The sequence below is a fragment of the Sulfitobacter sp. TCYB15 genome (genome assembly GCF_040435955.1).
Taxonomy (GTDB): Bacteria; Pseudomonadota; Alphaproteobacteria; order Rhodobacterales; family Rhodobacteraceae; genus Sulfitobacter; species Sulfitobacter pontiacus.
The window spans coordinates 1,926,091-1,943,375 of record NZ_CP159193.1 but is presented as its reverse complement, the minus strand read 5'-3'; the positions used below and the strand labels follow the sequence as shown (position 1 = coordinate 1,943,375).

The 17,285-nt window shown below is 60.1% G+C and carries 19 protein-coding genes; 13 read left to right on the top strand and 6 right to left on the bottom strand.

The features are described 5' to 3' along the window. Positions 1-54 precede the first annotated feature (54 nt). The 8 genes from guaA to ABM428_RS09235 all read left to right on the top strand — a co-directional run bounded on the left by guaA (position 55) and on the right by ABM428_RS09235 (position 8,341). Positions 55-1,617, top strand: a complete 1,563-nt coding sequence (gene guaA / locus ABM428_RS09270; protein ID WP_005853474.1) for a glutamine-hydrolyzing GMP synthase — start codon at positions 55-57, stop codon at positions 1,615-1,617. A 73-nt stretch (positions 1,618-1,690) separates the two neighbouring features. Next, positions 1,691-2,554: a DMT family transporter gene (locus tag ABM428_RS09265; protein WP_306284846.1), complete on the top strand. Its 864-nt coding sequence runs from the start codon at positions 1,691-1,693 to the stop codon at positions 2,552-2,554. 143 nt (positions 2,555-2,697) lie between these two features. Further along, complete coding sequence (locus ABM428_RS09260; protein WP_037944246.1) at positions 2,698-3,813, top strand: OmpP1/FadL family transporter; 1,116 nt, start codon at positions 2,698-2,700, stop codon at positions 3,811-3,813. Positions 3,814-3,974: 161 nt separating this feature from the next. After that, the gene (locus tag ABM428_RS09255; RefSeq protein WP_168592110.1) at positions 3,975-4,829 is read left to right on the top strand and encodes an ATPase; all 855 of its coding nucleotides are present in this window, start codon (positions 3,975-3,977) and stop codon (positions 4,827-4,829) included. A gap of 83 nt (positions 4,830-4,912) precedes the next feature. Then, entirely contained in the window at positions 4,913-5,845 is a 933-nt protein-coding gene (gene metA, locus ABM428_RS09250; RefSeq protein ID WP_005853468.1) for a homoserine O-succinyltransferase, read from the top strand. A gap of 1 nt (position 5,846) precedes the next feature. Beyond that, positions 5,847-6,809 (top strand): alpha/beta hydrolase, encoded by a 963-nt coding sequence (locus ABM428_RS09245; protein WP_353627877.1) that lies wholly within the window; start codon positions 5,847-5,849, stop codon positions 6,807-6,809. Between the two features lie 52 nt (positions 6,810-6,861). Beyond that, a complete protein-coding gene (gene ppk2, locus ABM428_RS09240) occupies positions 6,862-7,731 on the top strand; it encodes a polyphosphate kinase 2 (protein WP_132996626.1) in 870 nt (289 codons plus the stop codon). Then, positions 7,724-8,341: a TetR/AcrR family transcriptional regulator gene (locus tag ABM428_RS09235; RefSeq protein WP_005853462.1), complete on the top strand. Its 618-nt coding sequence runs from the start codon at positions 7,724-7,726 to the stop codon at positions 8,339-8,341. Before ppk2 ends, ABM428_RS09235 begins: the two co-directional genes overlap by 8 nt. On the opposite strand, the gene ABM428_RS09230 is transcribed toward ABM428_RS09235, so the two are convergent. The 4 genes from ABM428_RS09230 to ABM428_RS09215 form a co-directional block, all read right to left on the bottom strand. Beyond that, positions 8,338-9,327, bottom strand: a complete 990-nt coding sequence (locus tag ABM428_RS09230) for an LLM class flavin-dependent oxidoreductase (RefSeq protein ID WP_009824573.1) — start codon at positions 9,325-9,327, stop codon at positions 8,338-8,340. The genes ABM428_RS09235 and ABM428_RS09230 overlap by 4 nt on opposite strands. A 177-nt stretch (positions 9,328-9,504) precedes the next feature. Next, on the bottom strand, positions 9,505-10,005 hold the full coding sequence (gene rpsI, locus ABM428_RS09225; protein WP_005853459.1) for a 30S ribosomal protein S9: 501 nt from the start codon (positions 10,003-10,005) through the stop codon (positions 9,505-9,507). Positions 10,006-10,007: 2 nt separating this feature from the next. Beyond that, positions 10,008-10,469: a 50S ribosomal protein L13 gene (rplM, locus tag ABM428_RS09220; RefSeq protein WP_005853457.1), complete on the bottom strand. Its 462-nt coding sequence runs from the start codon at positions 10,467-10,469 to the stop codon at positions 10,008-10,010. Between the two features lie 163 nt (positions 10,470-10,632). Next, positions 10,633-12,063 (bottom strand): PLP-dependent aminotransferase family protein, encoded by a 1,431-nt coding sequence (locus tag ABM428_RS09215; RefSeq protein ID WP_353627876.1) that lies wholly within the window; start codon positions 12,061-12,063, stop codon positions 10,633-10,635. A 98-nt stretch (positions 12,064-12,161) separates the two neighbouring features. On the opposite strand from ABM428_RS09215, the gene ABM428_RS09210 reads away from it, so the two are divergent. Further along, positions 12,162-12,392, top strand: a complete 231-nt coding sequence (locus ABM428_RS09210) for a DUF1127 domain-containing protein (RefSeq protein ID WP_005853453.1) — start codon at positions 12,162-12,164, stop codon at positions 12,390-12,392. A gap of 87 nt (positions 12,393-12,479) precedes the next feature. Here ABM428_RS09210 and ABM428_RS09205 read toward each other — a convergent pair whose 3' ends face one another. Continuing rightward, positions 12,480-12,899, bottom strand: coding sequence for a PaaI family thioesterase (locus tag ABM428_RS09205; protein ID WP_005853451.1), 420 nt, complete (start codon positions 12,897-12,899; stop codon positions 12,480-12,482). Between the two features lie 63 nt (positions 12,900-12,962). On the opposite strand from ABM428_RS09205, the gene ABM428_RS09200 reads away from it, so the two are divergent. From ABM428_RS09200 to gluQRS, 3 genes are all read left to right on the top strand, one after another. Then, complete coding sequence (locus ABM428_RS09200) at positions 12,963-13,742, top strand: enoyl-CoA hydratase (RefSeq protein WP_009824570.1); 780 nt, start codon at positions 12,963-12,965, stop codon at positions 13,740-13,742. Positions 13,743-14,040: 298 nt separating this feature from the next. Further along, on the top strand, positions 14,041-15,393 hold the full coding sequence (gene trmFO / locus ABM428_RS09195) for a methylenetetrahydrofolate--tRNA-(uracil(54)-C(5))-methyltransferase (FADH(2)-oxidizing) TrmFO (protein ID WP_132996629.1): 1,353 nt from the start codon (positions 14,041-14,043) through the stop codon (positions 15,391-15,393). Continuing rightward, entirely contained in the window at positions 15,390-16,226 is an 837-nt protein-coding gene (gene gluQRS, locus ABM428_RS09190) for a tRNA glutamyl-Q(34) synthetase GluQRS (RefSeq protein WP_353627875.1), read from the top strand. Before trmFO ends, gluQRS begins: the two co-directional genes overlap by 4 nt. Positions 16,227-16,229: 3 nt before the next feature. Here the strand turns inward: gluQRS and hisI are convergent, their stop codons facing one another. After that, the gene (gene hisI / locus ABM428_RS09185; RefSeq protein ID WP_353627874.1) at positions 16,230-16,595 is read right to left on the bottom strand and encodes a phosphoribosyl-AMP cyclohydrolase; all 366 of its coding nucleotides are present in this window, start codon (positions 16,593-16,595) and stop codon (positions 16,230-16,232) included. A 75-nt stretch (positions 16,596-16,670) separates the two neighbouring features. Here hisI and ABM428_RS09180 point away from each other — a divergent pair, with 75 nt between their 5' ends. Continuing rightward, positions 16,671-17,126, top strand: a complete 456-nt coding sequence (locus tag ABM428_RS09180; protein WP_005853441.1) for an iron-sulfur cluster assembly scaffold protein — start codon at positions 16,671-16,673, stop codon at positions 17,124-17,126. Positions 17,127-17,285 lie beyond the last annotated feature (159 nt).

Here is a 17,285-nt window from a genome sequence, read left to right as displayed (position 1 = left end):
GCTGGCCCCCACTCCACTCTTGCCACGCAGGCCATCCGCCCATAATCAGTCAGCATGACAGATATCTCCCATGACCGCCTTCTCATCATCGACTTCGGCAGCCAGGTCACCCAGCTGATCGCCCGCCGTTTGCGTGAACTTAATGTGTTCTGCGAAATCCACCCGTTCAACACGGTGGATGATGCCTTTCTCAAGGATTTTGCGCCCAAGGCGGTGATCCTGTCGGGGGGGCCGTCCTCGGTCTTCGCCGAAGGTGCGCCCATGCCACCGCAATCGGTGTTCGAGCTTGGGGTTCCGATCCTTGGCATCTGCTACGGCCAGCAGGTCATGATGCATTGCCTGGGCGGCAAGGTTGAACGCGGTCACGGCACCGCTGAATTCGGACGCGCCTATGTGACCCCCTCCGAGGCCCGTCTTGAGCTGTTGGAAGGCTGGTTCCTCACCGAGAAAGAGCAAGTCTGGATGAGCCACGGCGATCACGTCAGCGCCATCGCGCCCGGTTTCGAAGTCTACGGCACCTCGCCTCACGCGCCTTTCGCGGTCACCGGCGATGTGTCGCGCAATTTCTATGCCGTGCAGTTCCACCCCGAAGTGCACCACACCCCCAATGGCGCGCGCCTGTACGAAAACTTTGTGCGTCTCGCGGGTTTCAAGGGCGACTGGACAATGAGCGCTTACCGCGACGAGGCCATCGCTGCGATCCGTGAACAGGTCGGTGATCAAAAGGTCATCTGCGGTCTGTCCGGCGGGGTCGATTCCTCGGTCGCGGCCGTGCTGATCCACGAAGCGATTGGGGACCAGCTCACTTGCGTCTTTGTCGACCACGGTCTGCTGCGCAAGGGCGAGGCCGAAGAGGTCGTCACCATGTTCCGTGACAACTACAACATGCCGCTGATCCACGCAGACGAACAGGAACTGTTCCTGGGCGAGCTGGATGGCGTGTCCGACCCCGAAACCAAGCGCAAGATCATCGGCAAACTGTTCATCGACGTGTTCCAGAAGCACGCCAAGGAAGTCGGCGATGCCACCTTCCTCGCACAGGGCACACTGTACCCCGATGTCATTGAATCCGTGTCCTTTTCCGGCGGCCCGTCGGTGACAATCAAATCGCATCATAATGTGGGCGGCTTGCCCGAAAAGATGGGCCTCAAGCTGGTCGAGCCGCTGCGCGAACTTTTCAAGGACGAGGTGCGCGAGCTTGGCCGCGAGCTGGGTCTGCCGCCGTCGTTTATCGGCCGCCATCCCTTCCCCGGCCCCGGCCTCGCAATCCGCTGCCCCGGCGAGATCACCCGCGAAAAGCTCGACATCCTGCGCGAGGCGGACGCGGTCTATATCGACCAGATCCGCAAGCACGGACTTTACGATGAAATCTGGCAAGCCTTTGTGGCGATCCTGCCTGTCCGCACCGTGGGGGTGATGGGCGACGGGCGGACCTATGATTTCGCCTGTGCCCTGCGGGCCGTGACCTCGGTCGATGGGATGACGGCGGATTACTATCCGTTCACCCACGAATTCCTTGGCGAGACCGCGACGCGCATCATCAACGAGATTCCGGGCATCAACCGGGTGACCTACGACATCACGTCGAAACCTCCCGGCACGATTGAATGGGAATGATCTGAATGGCTGTGATCGGCCGCATGACAAAGATGCCTCCGGCGGGGATTTTTTTCCATTTGGAAGAGAGACCATGACCCCGACGCTAAGGGCGGCTTTGTGGATGATGGGGTCGATCACGTCTTTCTCTGCGATGGCCGTCGCCGGGCGCGAGCTTGGCGGCAGCCTCGATACGTTCGAGATCATGATGTACCGGTCGCTGGTGGGCGTGATCGCTGTGTTTACGCTCGCGACCGTTTACGGGACCTGGGGGCAGATCAACCGGCGCGACTTCGGCACGCAGATCGGGCGCAATCTGGCGCATTTCACCGGACAGAATCTGTGGTTCTACGCGGTTACCGTGATCCCGCTCGCGCAGGTCTTTGCGCTTGAATTCACTTCTCCGCTTTGGGTGATTGTCCTGTCGCCGCTGATTTTGGGCGAACGGCTTACCAAGGTGCGGGCTTTGGCGGCGGTTCTTGGGTTTATCGGCATCCTTTGTGTCGCCCGCCCGACGATTGCCGGGCTGAATGCCGGCGTGATCACGGCGGCGTCCTCGGCGATCTTCTTTGCACTGACGATCATGCTGACCAAGCGGCTGACGCGCAGCCAGACGATCACCTGCATCCTGTTTTACCTGACCGTGACGCAACTGGTTTTTGGCGTGATCATGGCCGGTTACGACGGGGATATCGCGGTGCCCGAGGTGCCACAGATGCCGCTTTTGTTGCTGATCGGCGTCGCAGGGCTTATGGCGCATTTCTGTCTGACCAACGCCTTGTCCATTGCGCCTGCGACGGTGGTCGTTCCTATCGACTTTGTCCGCCTGCCCCTGATCGCCGTCATCGGAATGCTGGTCTATGCCGAGGCCTTGGATATCTGGGTTTTCATCGGCGGCGCGATTATCTTTGCCGGCAACTACATGAACCTCTGGATCGAATCTCGCCGCGTTTCGTAACGAAACTGCAACAGTTCTGGCATAGGGGCGCAGACTTCCCCTTGGTCAAGAATTGACAGATTGACGCACCCTGCTCTTCAGTTGCTGTATAAAATGTGGCTGCGTGTTGTGGCTGCATCGCTTCTGGGGAGGAGTATTTAGAGATGACGTATCGAGTAATCGCAATGGCGGCCCTGTTGGGCAGCGCATCGACGGTGCACGCGGGGGGGATCGACCGGTCGGGTCAGTCGATCACGGCCCTGTTTGAAAGCGGCCGTTATGCTGAGTTCAGCCTTGGGTCGGTGTCGCCGAATACATCGGGGGTGGGTGCAGGGCCTGCGTCCCCAGTCACGCCGACGCCAGGCGCAAACTCCGGCAACATGACGGATAATTTCTTTACCTTTGGTGCGGCGTACAAAGCTGACATCAACGATCAGCTGTCCTACGCGATTATCTATGACCAGCCTTTTGGTGCTGATGTGGAGTACCCTACGGGAACTGGGTATTTCGCCCAAGGGTCCACGGCCGAGTTCAACAGCCATGCGCTGACAGGCCTGTTGCGCTACAAGATGCCGAACAACTTCAGTGTGCATGGCGGTATTCGGGTGCAAACCATTGAAGCCAGCGCTGCCATCCCCTTCATCGCGAACTACAGCGTGGACGGAGACCGTGATACAGGCGTCGGGTATGTTGCCGGTGTCGCGTACGAAAAGCCTGAAATCGCGCTGCGCGTGTCTTTGACTTATAATTCCAAGATCAGCTACGATGTCCGCACATCCGAGAATTCGCTTATTGGATCCAATGTAACTGAAACAGAGGTAGAAACACCTCAGTCGGTTAACCTTGAATTCCAAACCGGCGTTGCAGCAGACACGCTTGTCTTCGGTGGTGTCCGTTGGGTTGACTGGTCATCATTCGAAATCGCGCCAAACGATTACTCAACCCTTACAGGCGGTGGAAAACTGCTGAGCTACGAAGACGACGTCTACACCTACTCCTTAGGTGTCGGTCGCCGACTGAGTGACACGTGGTCCGTTGCGGCGTCCGTCGGTTACGAGAAATCCAACGGTGGCTTTTCGAGCAACTTGGGACCGACTGACGGCAACAAGAGCCTTGCATTGGCAGCGACCTATACGCGCGACAGTATGAAAGTTACGACCGGCATCCGCTACATCAACATCGGTGACGCGGAGACGACGCTCGGTGGCGGTCAGACCGCAGCGACATTCGAAGATAACGACGCTGTCGCGATCGGTGTGAAAGTCGGCTTCACCTTCTGAGCCCTACCACAGCAACGCTCTATCAGCCCGCCCCAGCAATGTGGCGGGCTTTTTCTTGGGGGCGCGATGTCTGATGTCTCGTGGCCGATGGCTCGCGTCTGGTGTCTCGGCACAGGCTAGGCTACTCATTGCGAAACAAGACGTTCCAAGGATGACGACCCATGCTCTACCCCTCTGCCGATGCGTGGCGTGCCGCGCCGCATAAACATGTGCTGGTCTTTGGCATGTCGGGTCTGGGAAAAACGCATATGGCGCATCTGCTGCGGCAATCGGGGGGGTGGTTCCACTACTCCATCGACTACCGGATCGGCACGCGATACTTGGGTGAAACCATCGCCGACAACGCCAAGGCCGAAGCGATGAAGGTGCCGTTCCTGCGGGATCTTCTGCTGAGCGACAGCATCTACATCGGGTCAAACATCACCTTCGATAATCTCTCGCCCGTGGCGACCTGGCTGGGCAAGCCCGGCGATGCGGCCAAGGGGGGATTGCCGATGGCGGAATATGCGTCCCGACAGGAAGCGTTCAAACAGGCAGAGATCGCAGCCCTGCGCGACACCGGCCATTTTGCCCGCCGTGCGCAGGCGCTTTATGGGTATCCGCATTTCATCTGTGACACCGGCGGCTCGATCTGTGAATGGGTGGACCCCGATGACGACAATGATCCGCTGATGCAAACCCTGTCGGCGGAATGTCTGCCGGTCTGGATCAAGGGCGACGATGCCCACACCCAAGAGCTGATCCGCCGCTTTGACAAAGCCCCCAAGCCGATGGCCTATCAGCCCGAGTTCCTGCTGCGGGTGTGGCAAGAATATCTGCGCGAAAACAACTGCCAAGAGGATGATGTCGATCCGGATGCCTTTATCCGCTGGACCTACGCCCAAGCGCTTGCCCACCGACAGCCGCGCTACGAGGCGATGTCGCGATGGGGCGTGACCGTGACAGCAGATCAGGTGGCCGGGCTCAAATCCGAGGATGATTTCAACGACCTGATCGCGGGGACGTTAAGCGCGTGACCCTTGGCGCCCTCTGCGCGGGCGCTTATCTAAATCCGGCGCAGATGATGCAAGACCTGAGCCCCTAGACGTGGAATACCGACATGCCGATTAAACTGCCTTCCGACCTGCCTGCCTATGACGTGCTGACGCGCGAAGGTGTCATGGTGCTGGATGAGGAAATGGCGGCGCGTCAGGACATCCGGCCTTTGCGCATTGCCTTGCTGAACCTGATGCCGAAAAAAATCCAGACAGAAAACCAGTTCGCGCGGCTGATCGGGGCCACGCCCTTGCAGATCGAATTCAGCCTGATCCGCATGTCCGACCACCAGTCGCGCAATACGGCCGCAGATCACCTTGAAAGCTTTTACCGCCCGTTCGAGGAAGTCACCCACGAGAAATTCGATGGGCTGATTATCACCGGTGCCCCGATAGAGCATCTGGACTTTGACGACGTCACCTATTGGGAAGAGCTTACCCGCGTCTTTGACTGGACCCAGACCAATGTCCATTCGACCTTCGGCGTGTGCTGGGGGGGCATGGCGATGATCAATTATTTCCACGGTATCAAAAAGCATCTGTTGGAGGAAAAGGCCTTCGGCTGCTTCCGCCACAGCAACCTTGAACCGTCGTCGCCCTATCTGCGCGGGTTCTCGGATGATCTGGTGGTGCCGGTCAGCCGTTGGACCGAAATGCGCGCGGCAGAGGTCGACGCCGTGCCCAGCCTGACCACCCTGCTCGGCAGCAAGGAGGTCGGCCCCTGTCTGGTCGAGGATGCAGGGCATCGGGCGCTCTATATCTTCAATCACCTAGAATATGACCGCGACACATTGAAGGACGAATATGACCGCGATGTCGCCCAAGGCACGCCGATCAACGTGCCCTGCAACTATTACCCCGATGATGACCCCGCGCAGGTGCCGCTGAACCGCTGGCGTAGCCATGCGCATCTGCTCTACGGCAACTGGATCAACGAGATCTACCAGACCACCCACTACGATCTGAACGACATCGGTCGCAGCAATTTTGGGACGTAGCATGCTGTTGATCCTGACGCTGGTCGCCGTGGGCTTGGTGATCGTGGTTCAATGGCGGGCCAGCGCGCGCGAGGCTGCGGCCAACGCCGCCTACCCGCCGATTGGCGAGCTTATCGATATCGATGGCGTCAAGGTCCATGCCAAGGTGCAGGGCAGCGGGCCGGATCTGGTGCTGATCCACGGGGCGTCAGGGAATATGCGGGATTTCACCTTTGATATGGTGGACCAGCTGAGCGACCGCTACCGCGTTATCCTGTTCGACCGACCGGGGCTCGGCTGGACCGACAACCTGCCCCAACACGCGGGCGCATGGAATGCCACTGCGGCCACACCCCATGAACAGGCCGCGCTGTTGCAAAAGGCAGCGGACAGGCTTGGGGTGAGCAACCCGATCGTCCTGGGGCACAGCTATGGCGGCGCGGTGGCGCTGGCGTGGGGGCTGTCGCGGCCCGATGACACGGCGGCGCTGGTGCTCGTATCCGCCGTGTCCGAGCCGTGGGAAGGTGACCTTGGCTGGCAGTACAAGATCACCGGTTCTGCCTTCGGGTCGGGTATTGTGATCCCGCTGGTCACCGCCTTTGTGCCGCAGGGATTTGTGCGCGCCAGCGTCGGCGCGATCTTTGCCCCGCAACACACGCCTGACGGCTATAGTGACCACATCGGCACCGGCCTGTCCCTGCGCCGGATGTCCATGCGCGCCAATGCGCAACAGGTGAACACGCTGCTGCCCGAGATCAAGAAGATGGTCCCGAAATATGATACGCTGACCATGCCGGTCGAGCTGATCCACGGCACCGCAGACACTATCGTCCCGCTGGATGTCCACGCGGCAATCGCCACGCCGCAACTGCCCGACGCGGTGCTGACCACCCTGCCCGGCATTGGCCATATGCCACAACATGTGACCCAACCCGACGTCATCGCCGTCATTGACCGCGCAGCGACACGTGCGGGTTTGCGCTAGGGGGCAGAACGCTCCATAAGTTAGGGTGAACAGGATATTTGAGGAGGCCCCCATGGACCTGCCCTTTGACGGTGCGATCAGCGCCTATTTCGAAAACGACGCGCCCGCGCCCATCAACAAGGCGATCAAACGCGCCGACAAGGACGATATCCTGAGCGACAGCTACCCCCATTCCGAACGTCTGGGGCGCAAGCAATATGACCGCGAGATGGATCGGCTCCAGATCGAACTGGTCAAGCTGCAAGCATGGGCGCGCGACACCGGCACGCGGATCGCGATGATCTTTGAAGGCCGCGACGCTGCGGGCAAAGGCGGCACCATCTCGCGCTTCCGTCAGAACCTGAACCAGCGTGCCGCCCATGTGGTAGCCCTGCCCAAACCCACCGAAACCGAAGCAGGTCAGTGGTATTTTCAACGCTATATCAAGCATTTGCCGACCGTCGGCGACATGGTGTTCTTTGATCGCAGCTGGTACAATCGCGGCGTCGTTGAACCGGTTTTCGGCTTTTGCACCGAGGCCCAGCGTGAAGCTTTCTTCGATCAGGTTGTCCCGCTGGAAAAGATGCTGGTGGACGACGGGCTGCACCTGTTTAAATTCTGGCTCAACGTAGGCCGCGGTGAACAGCTGCGGCGGATGCTCGCGCGCGAAGGCGACCCGCTGAAACAATGGAAGCTCAGCATCATCGATGTCAAAGGGCTGGCGAAATGGGACGCCTATAGCGCCGCGATCAAGGACACCCTGCAGCGGTCCCATACGCCGCAGACCCCGTGGACGGTGATCCGCTCTGACGATAAACGCCGCGCGCGGCTGGCAGCGATCCGGACCGTGCTCCACGCGTTTGAATATACGGGCAAAGATAGCAAAGCGATCGGCGCGATTGATGACCAGATTTGCGGCGGGCCGGATATCTGGGATGCCTAAACGCGGCTATCACCACGGCAACCTGCGACAGGCGTTGATCGACGGCGCGCTCAAACTGATCGAGGATCGCGGCCCCACGGGGTTCACCCTATCAGAGGCGGCGAAACAGGCGGGTGTCACACCCGCAGCCGTCTATCGGCATTTCGAAGGCCGCGAAGACCTGATCGCCGAAGGCGCATTGCAAGGCTATGATATCTTTGCCGAATTGATGGAAGCCGCGTATCAATCCGGCCAGCCTTCCGCGCTCAAGGCGTTCGAGGCGACGGGCCGCGCCTATCTTGCTTTCGCCCGCGATTATCCGGGCCATTACATCGCGATGTTCGAAAGCGGCATTTCCGTCAACCGCACCCCCGATCTGGCCGCCGCTGCGGCGCGGGCCAATGGGGTGCTGGAACAGGCCGCAAGCGATCTCAGCCAGCATATCCCGTTGGAAAAGCGCCCGCCCGCCTCGATGTTCTCGGCCCATATCTGGGCGCTGAGCCACGGGGTGGTTGAACTCTTCGCCCGGAATTCGCCCGGCAGGGCCTCGCCCTTTCCCGCAGATGATCTGCTGGAAAGCGGCATTGGCATCTACCTGCGCGGCCTTGGTCTGGTAGGACCGGACGACTAGGCGGCGATCTCCGCCAAGGCCTGCGCCGCGATCTCGAAGGATTTGACCCGCGCGGCGTGGTCGTGGATCTGCCCTGTCAGGATCAATTCATCCGGTTGATATGTCTCAATCATCTGCGACAGTTGACGCGCGACGCGCTCGGGGCTGCCCACGGCAGTGACCCGCAGGGCCTGATCGACGGCCTGACGCATCTGAACGCCAACCTCGGCATCAATATCGCGCACGGGACGCGGCAGCTTGCCCGGTTTGCCGGTGCGCAACCGCACAAAAGCCTGCTGCATGGAGGTCCGAAGGTAGGCACCCTCTTCATCGGTATCCGCCGCGAAAACATTCGCCGCCAACATGAAATGCGGTTTCTCCCACTGCGCCGAGGGTTTGAAATCGCGACGGTAAATCGCCACGGCGTCTTCCAACGCATCGGGGGCAAAATGCGAGGCAAAGGCATAGGGCAGCCCGAAATGCGCCGCCAGCTGCGCGCCATAAAGCGAAGAGCCCAATATCCACACCGGCACATGCGTGCCCTGCCCCGGATGCGCCATCACACGCGCCCCCGCAGGGGCCTCACCAAGATAGCCGATCAGCTCGGCCACATCTTCGGGGAAACGGTCGCCCCCTTGCATCCCGCGCCGCAAGGCATGGTACACGGCCTGATCCCCACCGGGCGCGCGGCCAAGGCCCAGATCAATCCGGTCTCCGTGGATCGTGGCAAGCGTGCCAAACTGCTCTGCAATCGCAAGTGGCGCGTGGTTCGGCAACATGATGCCCCCCGCGCCCACACGGATGCGAGAGGTGTGATCCGCCACATGGCCGATCAACACCGATGTCGCGGCAGAGGCGATCCCCGGCATGTTGTGATGCTCTGCCATCCAGTAGCGATAATATCCCGCCGCTTCGGTCCGCTTTGCCAGATCAATCGTGTTCGCAATGGCCTGGCGGGCATCTGACCCTTCGGGCACGGGGGAAAGATCAAGGACTGAATATCGCATGGGGCGGCTCCGTTTCTAACGCATCCATTACCTAAGCACGCGGCCTGGAAAACAAAACCACCCCGCCGGCTTCATTTTGCGAAATAAACTCTCCCCGAAGGGTCGGCTGGCCTCAGGCGCATACGAAAAAGGCCGCCCCGGCAGGAGCGGCCTTTTCCAAAAACTGTAAAGTAAAGCTTAACGCTTGGAGAACTGGAAGCTCTTACGCGCTTTCGCACGACCGTACTTCTTACGCTCAACAACGCGGCTGTCGCGTGTCAGGAAGCCTGCCGCTTTCAGCGCGCCGCGCAGGGAGGGATCGTAGAGCTGCAGTGCTTTGGAAACACCGTGCTTCACCGCGCCCGCCTGACCGGACAGACCGCCACCTTTCACAGTTGCAACAACGTCGAACTGACCGTCGGTGCCTGTGATGGTGAATGGCTGTGCCAGGATCATCTGCAGAACGGGGCGTGCAAAATATTCGTTTTGCGCTTTGCCGTTTACGATGACTTTACCGGAACCTGGTTTGATCCAGACGCGGGCAACCGCATCTTTACGCTTACCGGTTGCATAGGCGCGGCCTTGCGCGTCACGCACGGGCTCGCGTGGGGTCATTTCAACTTCTGTCCCCTGAACGCCACCGATGTTCTCGGTTACGGCCGCTTCGAGGCCTTCGAGTGTTTTGATTTCATCAGCCATGCTTATGCACTCCGCGTGTTTTTAGAGTTCATGGATTTCACGTCCAGAACCTCGGGGCTTTGCGCCTCGTGGGGGTGTTCGGAACCGGCGTAAACGCGCAGGTTGGTCATGATCTGGCGGCTCAGGCGGTTGCCGGGCAGCATGCGCTTGACCGCTTGGGTCACAACACGCTCGGGGTGCGCACCTTCAAGGATCTGAGCTTTGGTACGCTCTTTGATCCCGCCGGGGTGGCCAGTGTGCCAGTAGAAGTTTTCTTCGCGCTTCTTGCCGGTCATCTGGATTTTCTCGGCATTGATCACGATGACGTTGTCGCCGCAATCCATGTGAGGTGTGTAGGAAGGCTTGTGCTTGCCGCGCAGACGCATGGCAATGATCGACGCAAGACGGCCAAGGACGACGCCTTCAGCGTCGACGATGATCCATTTCTTGTCGATATCTGCCGGTGTTGCAGAAAAGGTTTTCATGGAGGGAATTCCCGTTACTTTGGTGAAAGGGTCCGAAACCGAACCCCGCTATCTGATGGCTGGGTTATAAACACGCTCTTCGCCACGTCAAGCGCCACATTCCCTATTTTTCTTCACAAAAACAATGCCTTGCAAATTAGGTATTATTATACCCCAAAAAAAATCACACGCTCAACTGCTCGGGTGGAGAGTCCAGCAGATGTCGCAGGCGCATGATCGCATCCTCAAAGCTGTGCAGCGCCACGCCTGCGTTGATCGCAAGCCGCACCGCATGGGGCGCGCGGGCATCGCGGCAGACGAATTCCTCGGCCGAGCGGATTTGAACACCCTGCCCTTCAGCAGCCTGACAGAACGCACCCGCCCGCCAGCCAACCGGCAGGCTCAGCCACAAAAACGGCACGTTGGTGCGCCACGCCACATCATATCCGCCCAGTATATTCACCGCGCTTTGGACATAGGCGTTAAAGCCCTGACGCGTGCCTTCGGCGATGGCGTCGATATCGGGATGCACCAGCAGCTTGGCACATAGGTCGATCAACGGGGTGGCAAGTCCGAAGCAATTGTACTCGGCCACGCGACGCAGATCGGGTGTGCGCTGGCGCGGGCCGATGGCGAAACCGATACGCAGCGCAGGGGTCAGTGTCTTGGCCAGTGACGAGACATACCAGCCGCGTTCGGGCGCAAGCATCCGGTAGGTCGGCGCACGCTCAACGCGCATGCGATAACAATCGTCCTCGACAATTTGAAAGTCATGTTTGCGCGCTACTTCAACCAGCGCCTCGCGGCGCGCCACAGGTGTGAAACCGGCGGTCGGGTTATGGACTTCGGGCGAGGTGCAGAAAATCTGAAGATCATGGTTCCGCGCCACCTCGTCCAGCGCTTCGGGGATCACGCCGTCTTTATCCATGGCCACCGGAATGACATCGGCGCGCAGCAGCTCGCCCGCGCGGCGGAAACCGGGGTACGACAGCTCTTCAATCGCTATGGCGGGGCGTCGGCCTTGCAGGATGGACTGGAAAACGAGCGACAGACCGTTTTGCCCGCCGTGAGACAGGATCACATCGGCTTCGGTAAAGGATCCCAGCGGCGTGCCGGCCAGCCATTTGACCACGGCTTCGCGGGCGGGGCGCGCCCCGGTGCGGCTGGGATAATGCATCACACCTGACGCCGGATCCTGAGCGACCTCGGCCATCAGATTGCGGATCAGCGTCGCCTGCCCCGCCGATGGGAGGTGCGGCGAAAACATGTTCACGGCATAGGTATCCGCGGGGTAGTTCTTGGTTCCTTGATGCACGTGGTGGGCGATCACATCCATCTCGATCGGGCTGTTGCGATCGGGGGTCGTGGGCGGCAGCGCGACAAAGGTGCCGCGCCCGACCTCGGCCTGCAACGTCCCGCTTTCGGTCAGCATCGTATAGGCTCGTGCCACAGTCCCCGGCGTAACGCCAAGCTTCCATGCCAACTCCCGCACCGGTGGCAGTTTTTCCCCCGCCGATAAAGCGCCGTTCGAGATACCGTTTCGTATCATTGTAACAACGGCTTTGTATTTGGGGCCAGGCCCGTCAATTTGATCAGGATGCCAAATTGTACCCATTACAATGTTTTCCTTTTCAAAATGTATCGCATTTTGTACCCCTTTGTTACGGCAAAACGTAACATTGTGTCAATACAATTCAGAAATAGGAGATTCTCATGACACAGACCCTGACCCTCAACCACGAAACTGTGGCAATCCTGAACCAGCGCAGCACACCGTTTGCCGCTGTTCTTGCGGTCAAATTTGCGGTCTGCGTCACGAAGATGGCATCGCGTCGCCGGACACGCAAAGCGCTCGCACAGCTTGAGCCTTGGCAGTTGGCAGACGTGGGACTCACACCGCGACAGGCTCATGATGAGTCTATTCGGGTGTTCTGGAAGGCGTAACGTCCCTGTGGCGCAGTCCAGACCTCTTCACTCGGGCCGGTAAATACCGGCCCTTTTTTTGATTGTACCCGTCAGTGTGGGGTACAATCAGCGTGGCGGAATGGCATAGGTCAGCGATGCCCGCGCGACAGGGTCGTCCAGCCCTTCGGAATAGACCAGCACATCACAAATCGACAGAAGTTTGCCAAGCTTGAGCAACCGCGTCTTGGCGATCAGATCGGTGTTGGCCGCAGGCTTGCGCATGAAATCGATCGAACAGTTTGTGGTCACCGCAAGCGCCTTGGGCCCGATTCGCGCCAAGGTCATCAGATAGGCGCTGACATCGGCCAGCGCGAAGATCGACGGGCCGGACACGGTGCCGCCGGGGCGCAGGTGCCGGTCCGCGGTGAGCAAACGTGTGGTCAGATCCGTCTCTCCGACATGGTCGATGGCGAAATCATCGGCGACCTGCTTGAACACGTCTTTCATAAAAACCGCGAGCGCATCGGCATCCATCATAATTGGCATACTTGTCCTCCCTCATATGTCGCGGCTAGGCTCAGGGAAAAGCGGGAGGGGTTCAAGATGACAATGGTCGAAATGGCATGTGACGGTGCGGTAGTCCGGTTGACGATGAACGCGCCGGACCGGTTGAACGCGCTGTCGGACGAGATGCTGGCCGCGTTGCAGGCGCGTCTGGACGAGATCGCGCATCGTCCTGATATACGGGTCGTCATCCTTGCAGGGGCGGGTAAGGCGTTCTGCGCCGGCCATGATCTGAAGCAGATGACCGCGTTGCGCGACGCCAAGGATGGGGGTGTCGCCGGCTTCCAAGACCTGTTCGAACGCTGCGCCCGTCTGATGGCGCGCATCCAGTCCCTGCCCCAGCCCGTGATCGCGCAAGTCCACGGCATCGCCACGGCCGCGGGATGTCAGCTGGTCGCGACCTGCGATCTTGCGGTCGCGGCCGAGGATACGCGCTTTGGCGTGAACGGGGTGAATATCGGCCTGTTCTGCTCGACCCCGATGGTCGCGCTCAGCCGCAATATCCCGCGCAAACAGGCGTTCGAGATGCTGACCACGGGCGAGTTTATCGATGCAGCCCGCGCCCGCGAGCTGGGGTTGATCAACCGTATCGCCCCACCAGACGAGCTTGCGACGCAGACGACAGCGCTGGCCCAGCAGATCGCGGACAAGCTGGGCACAGCGGTCAAGATCGGCAAACAGGCTTTCTATGCGCAGCTCGCCATGCCGGTCGCGCAAGCTTATGTCTACACGGGCGACGTGATGGTGGAAAACATGCTCAACCCCGACACAGCCGAGGGCATCGCGGCCTTCCTGGAAAAACGCACCCCTGAGTGGGATCAGTAGGCCGGAAACAGACTGTTTCCGATGGTGCCGCACAGATCACGAATTCGTGCTTTCAATTCGGGCGCTTTTGTGGCACAAATAAGACAAGGCAGATGCCTTGATGATTTTGGGTCGCCGCCGGCGGAAGGTCCCTCCAGGTCAGCCTCTCACTGACCGACCGTTCCCGCAGTGGCGACCCCAAAAATCCCCCTTCACATTCAGTCGATATGTTTGATGGCCCAAAGGGCGGCGGTCACGCGTTTCACGACAGGCACCGCTGGCTATTGCACCGCGACAGCCCCTGCCCTACATCGCTGGCATGACACATACACTCCATATCATCGGCGGCGGCATGGCCGGATCAGAGGCCGCCTGGCAGGCGGCGAACGCGGGCATTCAGGTTGTGCTCCATGAAATGCGGCCCAAGGTCGGCACCTTCGCGCATCAGACGGGGCTGCTGGGGGAAATGGTCTGCTCCAACTCCTTCCGCTCGGATGATAATGAACAGAACGCCGTGGGCCTGCTGCATTGGGAGATGCGTGCCGCCAACGGGCTGATCATGGCAACAGCGCAGAAACACCGGCTGCCCGCCGGCGGTGCCTTGGCGGTGGACCGTGATCCCTTCGCGCAATCGGTGACAGACGCGCTGATGGCGCATCCCAATATCTCTGTCGAATATGGCGAGATCACCGATCTGCCGCGCGAGGGTCACTGGATCATCGCGACCGGCCCGCTGACCTCGGGCGATCTGGCGCAGTCTATCGCCGCCGAAACCGGTGCCGAGGCACTGGCCTTCTTCGACGCGATCGCGCCGATCATCTACCATGACAGCATCGATATGAGCAAAGCGTGGATGCAATCGCGCTATGACAAGGGCGAGACCGAGGAAGAGCGTACCGCCTACCTCAACTGCCCGATGACCAAGGACCAATACGAGGCGTTCATCGACGCGCTGCTGGCCGCGGACAAGACAGAATTCAAGGAAGGCGAGACGGCGGGCTACTTCGACGGCTGCCTCCCGATCGAGGTCATGGCCGAACGCGGGCGCGAAACGCTGCGCTTTGGCCCGATGAAGCCCGTCGGCCTGACCAACCCCCATGATCCCGACAATAAACCCTATGCCGTGGTGCAGCTGCGCCGCGATAACAAGCTGGGCACGTTGTATAATATCGTCGGCTTCCAGACCAAGATGAAATACGGGGCCCAGACAGAGGTGCTGCGGATGATTCCGGGGCTTGAAAATGCCTCCTTCGCGCGGCTCGGCGGTATCCACCGCAATACTTTCCTGAACTCGCCCACGCTGTTGGACGATCAGATGCGTCTGCGCAGCCAGCCGAACGTGCGGTTTGCTGGGCAGATCACCGGCGTCGAAGGCTATGTGGAAAGCGCTGCGATGGGTCTGCTTGCCGGGCGTCTGGCCGTGGCCGAGATCAAGGGCGAAGCGGCCACCCCGCCGCCGCCAACCACTGCGACCGGCGCCTTGATCACCCATATCACCGGCGGCGCGGATGCGAAAACCTTCCAGCCGATGAACGTCAACTTTGGCCTGTTCCCACCGGTCGAGGGGCTGAAATCCGGCCGTCGCGGCCGCAAGGATCGCTATAAAGCCTACACCGACCGCGCCAAGACAGACTGGCAGGGCTGGTTGGACGGCACCACGCCAGCAGCATGAGCTTTCGCACCCGGTTCGCGCCGTCGCCCACCGGGCCACTGCATCTGGGGCACGCCTATTCGGCGCTGGTGGCCCACGATATGGCGCGCGCGCAAGGTGGCAGCTTTTTGCTGCGGTTCGAGGACACGGATCTGGAGCGATCAAAACCCGAATACATGCGCCAAGCGTTGGACGATCTGGCGTGGCTGGGCATCACATGGGATGCACCGCCTCTGATGCAATCCGAAAACCTTGATGTGTATAATCAAAGTGTTGAGGCGCTTTCTTCACGTGGATTGACCTATCCCTGCCGCTGTAGCCGCAAAGATATTGCCGCCGCACTCGCCGCGCCGCAGGAAGGGGCACCGCATAGCGTCTATCCGCAGACCTGCAAAACGCGCAGTATGGACGACCGCGGACCGAATGACGCGATCCGCCTGCATATGGACCGCGCGGTTGAACAGGCGTCAGACAGGCTGGGGTTCATAGAGGACGGGCCGCTACGCGCTGGCCCGCATCCCCTTGATCACGCAGCGCTTTTGGCGAAGATCGGTGATATCGTGGTGGGGCGCAAAGACATCCAGACCGCCGCCTACTTCCTTGCCTCTGCCATCGACGATATCCGCGAGGGGATCACCCATGTAGTGCGCGGCGTGGACCTGTTTGACTTCACTCAGGTGCAGGTGTTGCTGCTGGATTTGCTGGGCCACAAACCCCCGCGCTATTTCCACCACGATCTGATCCGTGATGAAAATGGCAAGCGGCTGGCCAAACGCGATGACGCGCGCGCAATCTCCTTGTACCGGAGTGAAGGCGCGTCACCACAAGATATTCGTGCAATGATAGGGCTTTAGCGCCTATTCATCATCCAGTACGTCAAGCGTGATGCGTTCGACACCGTCTTCGACCAGCGTATAAAAGCAGCTTCGCCGTCCTGTGTGACAGGCCGCCCCCGTCTGATGCACCTTCACCAGCAGGCAATCGCGGTCACAGTCGATGCGCAGCTCGACCAGCTCTTGCACGTGGCCGCTGGTGTCGCCCTTTATCCAGAACGACTGACGCGAGCGGCTCCAATAGGTGACGCGGCCGGTTTCCAGCGTTTGGGTGACGGCCTGCGCATTCATCCACGCCATCATTAACACGTCGCCCGTGGTCGCATCCTGTGCAATCGCGGGGATCAGCCCTGCTTCGTTGAATTTCAATGTGCTGGTGTCAAAGTCCATCGCCGTGCCTTCAGTTTGTTTTTGCATCATCCGCGTGAAGGCTTATGTAAGGGTTAACGACACAGAGGAACAGCCATGAGTGACGAGACAGACCTGATCAAGCTATACTCAGCGCGGATTTTGGGGCTTGCGGCTGACATCCCACATCTGGGGCGCTTGGAAAATCCCGATGCCAGCGTCACGCGGCGCTCGCCCCTATGTGGGTCCACCGTCACGGTCGATGTCGTGGTCGAAGATGGCAAGCTGGCGCAGATGGGTCAGGATGTGAAAGCCTGCGCCTTGGGTCAGGCCTCTGCCGCTGTGGCCGGTGCAGCGGCAGTTGGTGCCACGTTGGATCAGATCCAGACGGCGCGGGATCAGTTGAAAGCGATGTTGAAAGGCCAAGGCCCCGTGCCCGACGCCCCCTTTGACGGGTTCGAGGTGCTGACCCCCGCGGTGGCCTATAAAAACCGTCATGCGTCCATCCTGCTGACGATAGAGGCGTTGGCCGAAGCGATGGAACAGACCCAAGAGGTTGCGCAAAACGGCTAGGCCCGTTCCGCGGCGATCTGCCCAAGTAGCGCCGCTGCAGCGATGCCGCCCTATCAGCGAACGCCCCCCCGAACGCCTACACAAAAAAACGCCGCACATCCGGGCAGGATGGCGGCGTAAGGGTGCGGTGACCGTGAAGGCTCGTTTTGATCCGTGACA

Coding starts and splice junctions, on each gene's coding strand:
- guaA (WP_005853474.1), top strand. CDS start 55: ATGACAGATATCTCCCATGACCGCCTTCTCATCATCGACTTCGGCAGC.
- ABM428_RS09265 (WP_306284846.1), top strand. CDS start 1,691: ATGACCCCGACGCTAAGGGCGGCTTTGTGGATGATGGGGTCGATCACG.
- ABM428_RS09260 (WP_037944246.1), top strand. CDS start 2,698: ATGACGTATCGAGTAATCGCAATGGCGGCCCTGTTGGGCAGCGCATCG.
- ABM428_RS09255 (WP_168592110.1), top strand. CDS start 3,975: ATGCTCTACCCCTCTGCCGATGCGTGGCGTGCCGCGCCGCATAAACAT.
- metA (WP_005853468.1), top strand. CDS start 4,913: ATGCCGATTAAACTGCCTTCCGACCTGCCTGCCTATGACGTGCTGACG.
- ABM428_RS09245 (WP_353627877.1), top strand. CDS start 5,847: ATGCTGTTGATCCTGACGCTGGTCGCCGTGGGCTTGGTGATCGTGGTT.
- ppk2 (WP_132996626.1), top strand. CDS start 6,862: ATGGACCTGCCCTTTGACGGTGCGATCAGCGCCTATTTCGAAAACGAC.
- ABM428_RS09235 (WP_005853462.1), top strand. CDS start 7,724: ATGCCTAAACGCGGCTATCACCACGGCAACCTGCGACAGGCGTTGATC.
- ABM428_RS09230 (WP_009824573.1), bottom strand. CDS start 9,327: ATGCGATATTCAGTCCTTGATCTTTCCCCCGTGCCCGAAGGGTCAGAT.
- rpsI (WP_005853459.1), bottom strand. CDS start 10,005: ATGGCTGATGAAATCAAAACACTCGAAGGCCTCGAAGCGGCCGTAACC.
- rplM (WP_005853457.1), bottom strand. CDS start 10,469: ATGAAAACCTTTTCTGCAACACCGGCAGATATCGACAAGAAATGGATC.
- ABM428_RS09215 (WP_353627876.1), bottom strand. CDS start 12,063: ATGGGTACAATTTGGCATCCTGATCAAATTGACGGGCCTGGCCCCAAA.
- ABM428_RS09210 (WP_005853453.1), top strand. CDS start 12,162: ATGACACAGACCCTGACCCTCAACCACGAAACTGTGGCAATCCTGAAC.
- ABM428_RS09205 (WP_005853451.1), bottom strand. CDS start 12,899: ATGCCAATTATGATGGATGCCGATGCGCTCGCGGTTTTTATGAAAGAC.
- ABM428_RS09200 (WP_009824570.1), top strand. CDS start 12,963: ATGGTCGAAATGGCATGTGACGGTGCGGTAGTCCGGTTGACGATGAAC.
- trmFO (WP_132996629.1), top strand. CDS start 14,041: ATGACACATACACTCCATATCATCGGCGGCGGCATGGCCGGATCAGAG.
- gluQRS (WP_353627875.1), top strand. CDS start 15,390: ATGAGCTTTCGCACCCGGTTCGCGCCGTCGCCCACCGGGCCACTGCAT.
- hisI (WP_353627874.1), bottom strand. CDS start 16,595: ATGGACTTTGACACCAGCACATTGAAATTCAACGAAGCAGGGCTGATC.
- ABM428_RS09180 (WP_005853441.1), top strand. CDS start 16,671: ATGAGTGACGAGACAGACCTGATCAAGCTATACTCAGCGCGGATTTTG.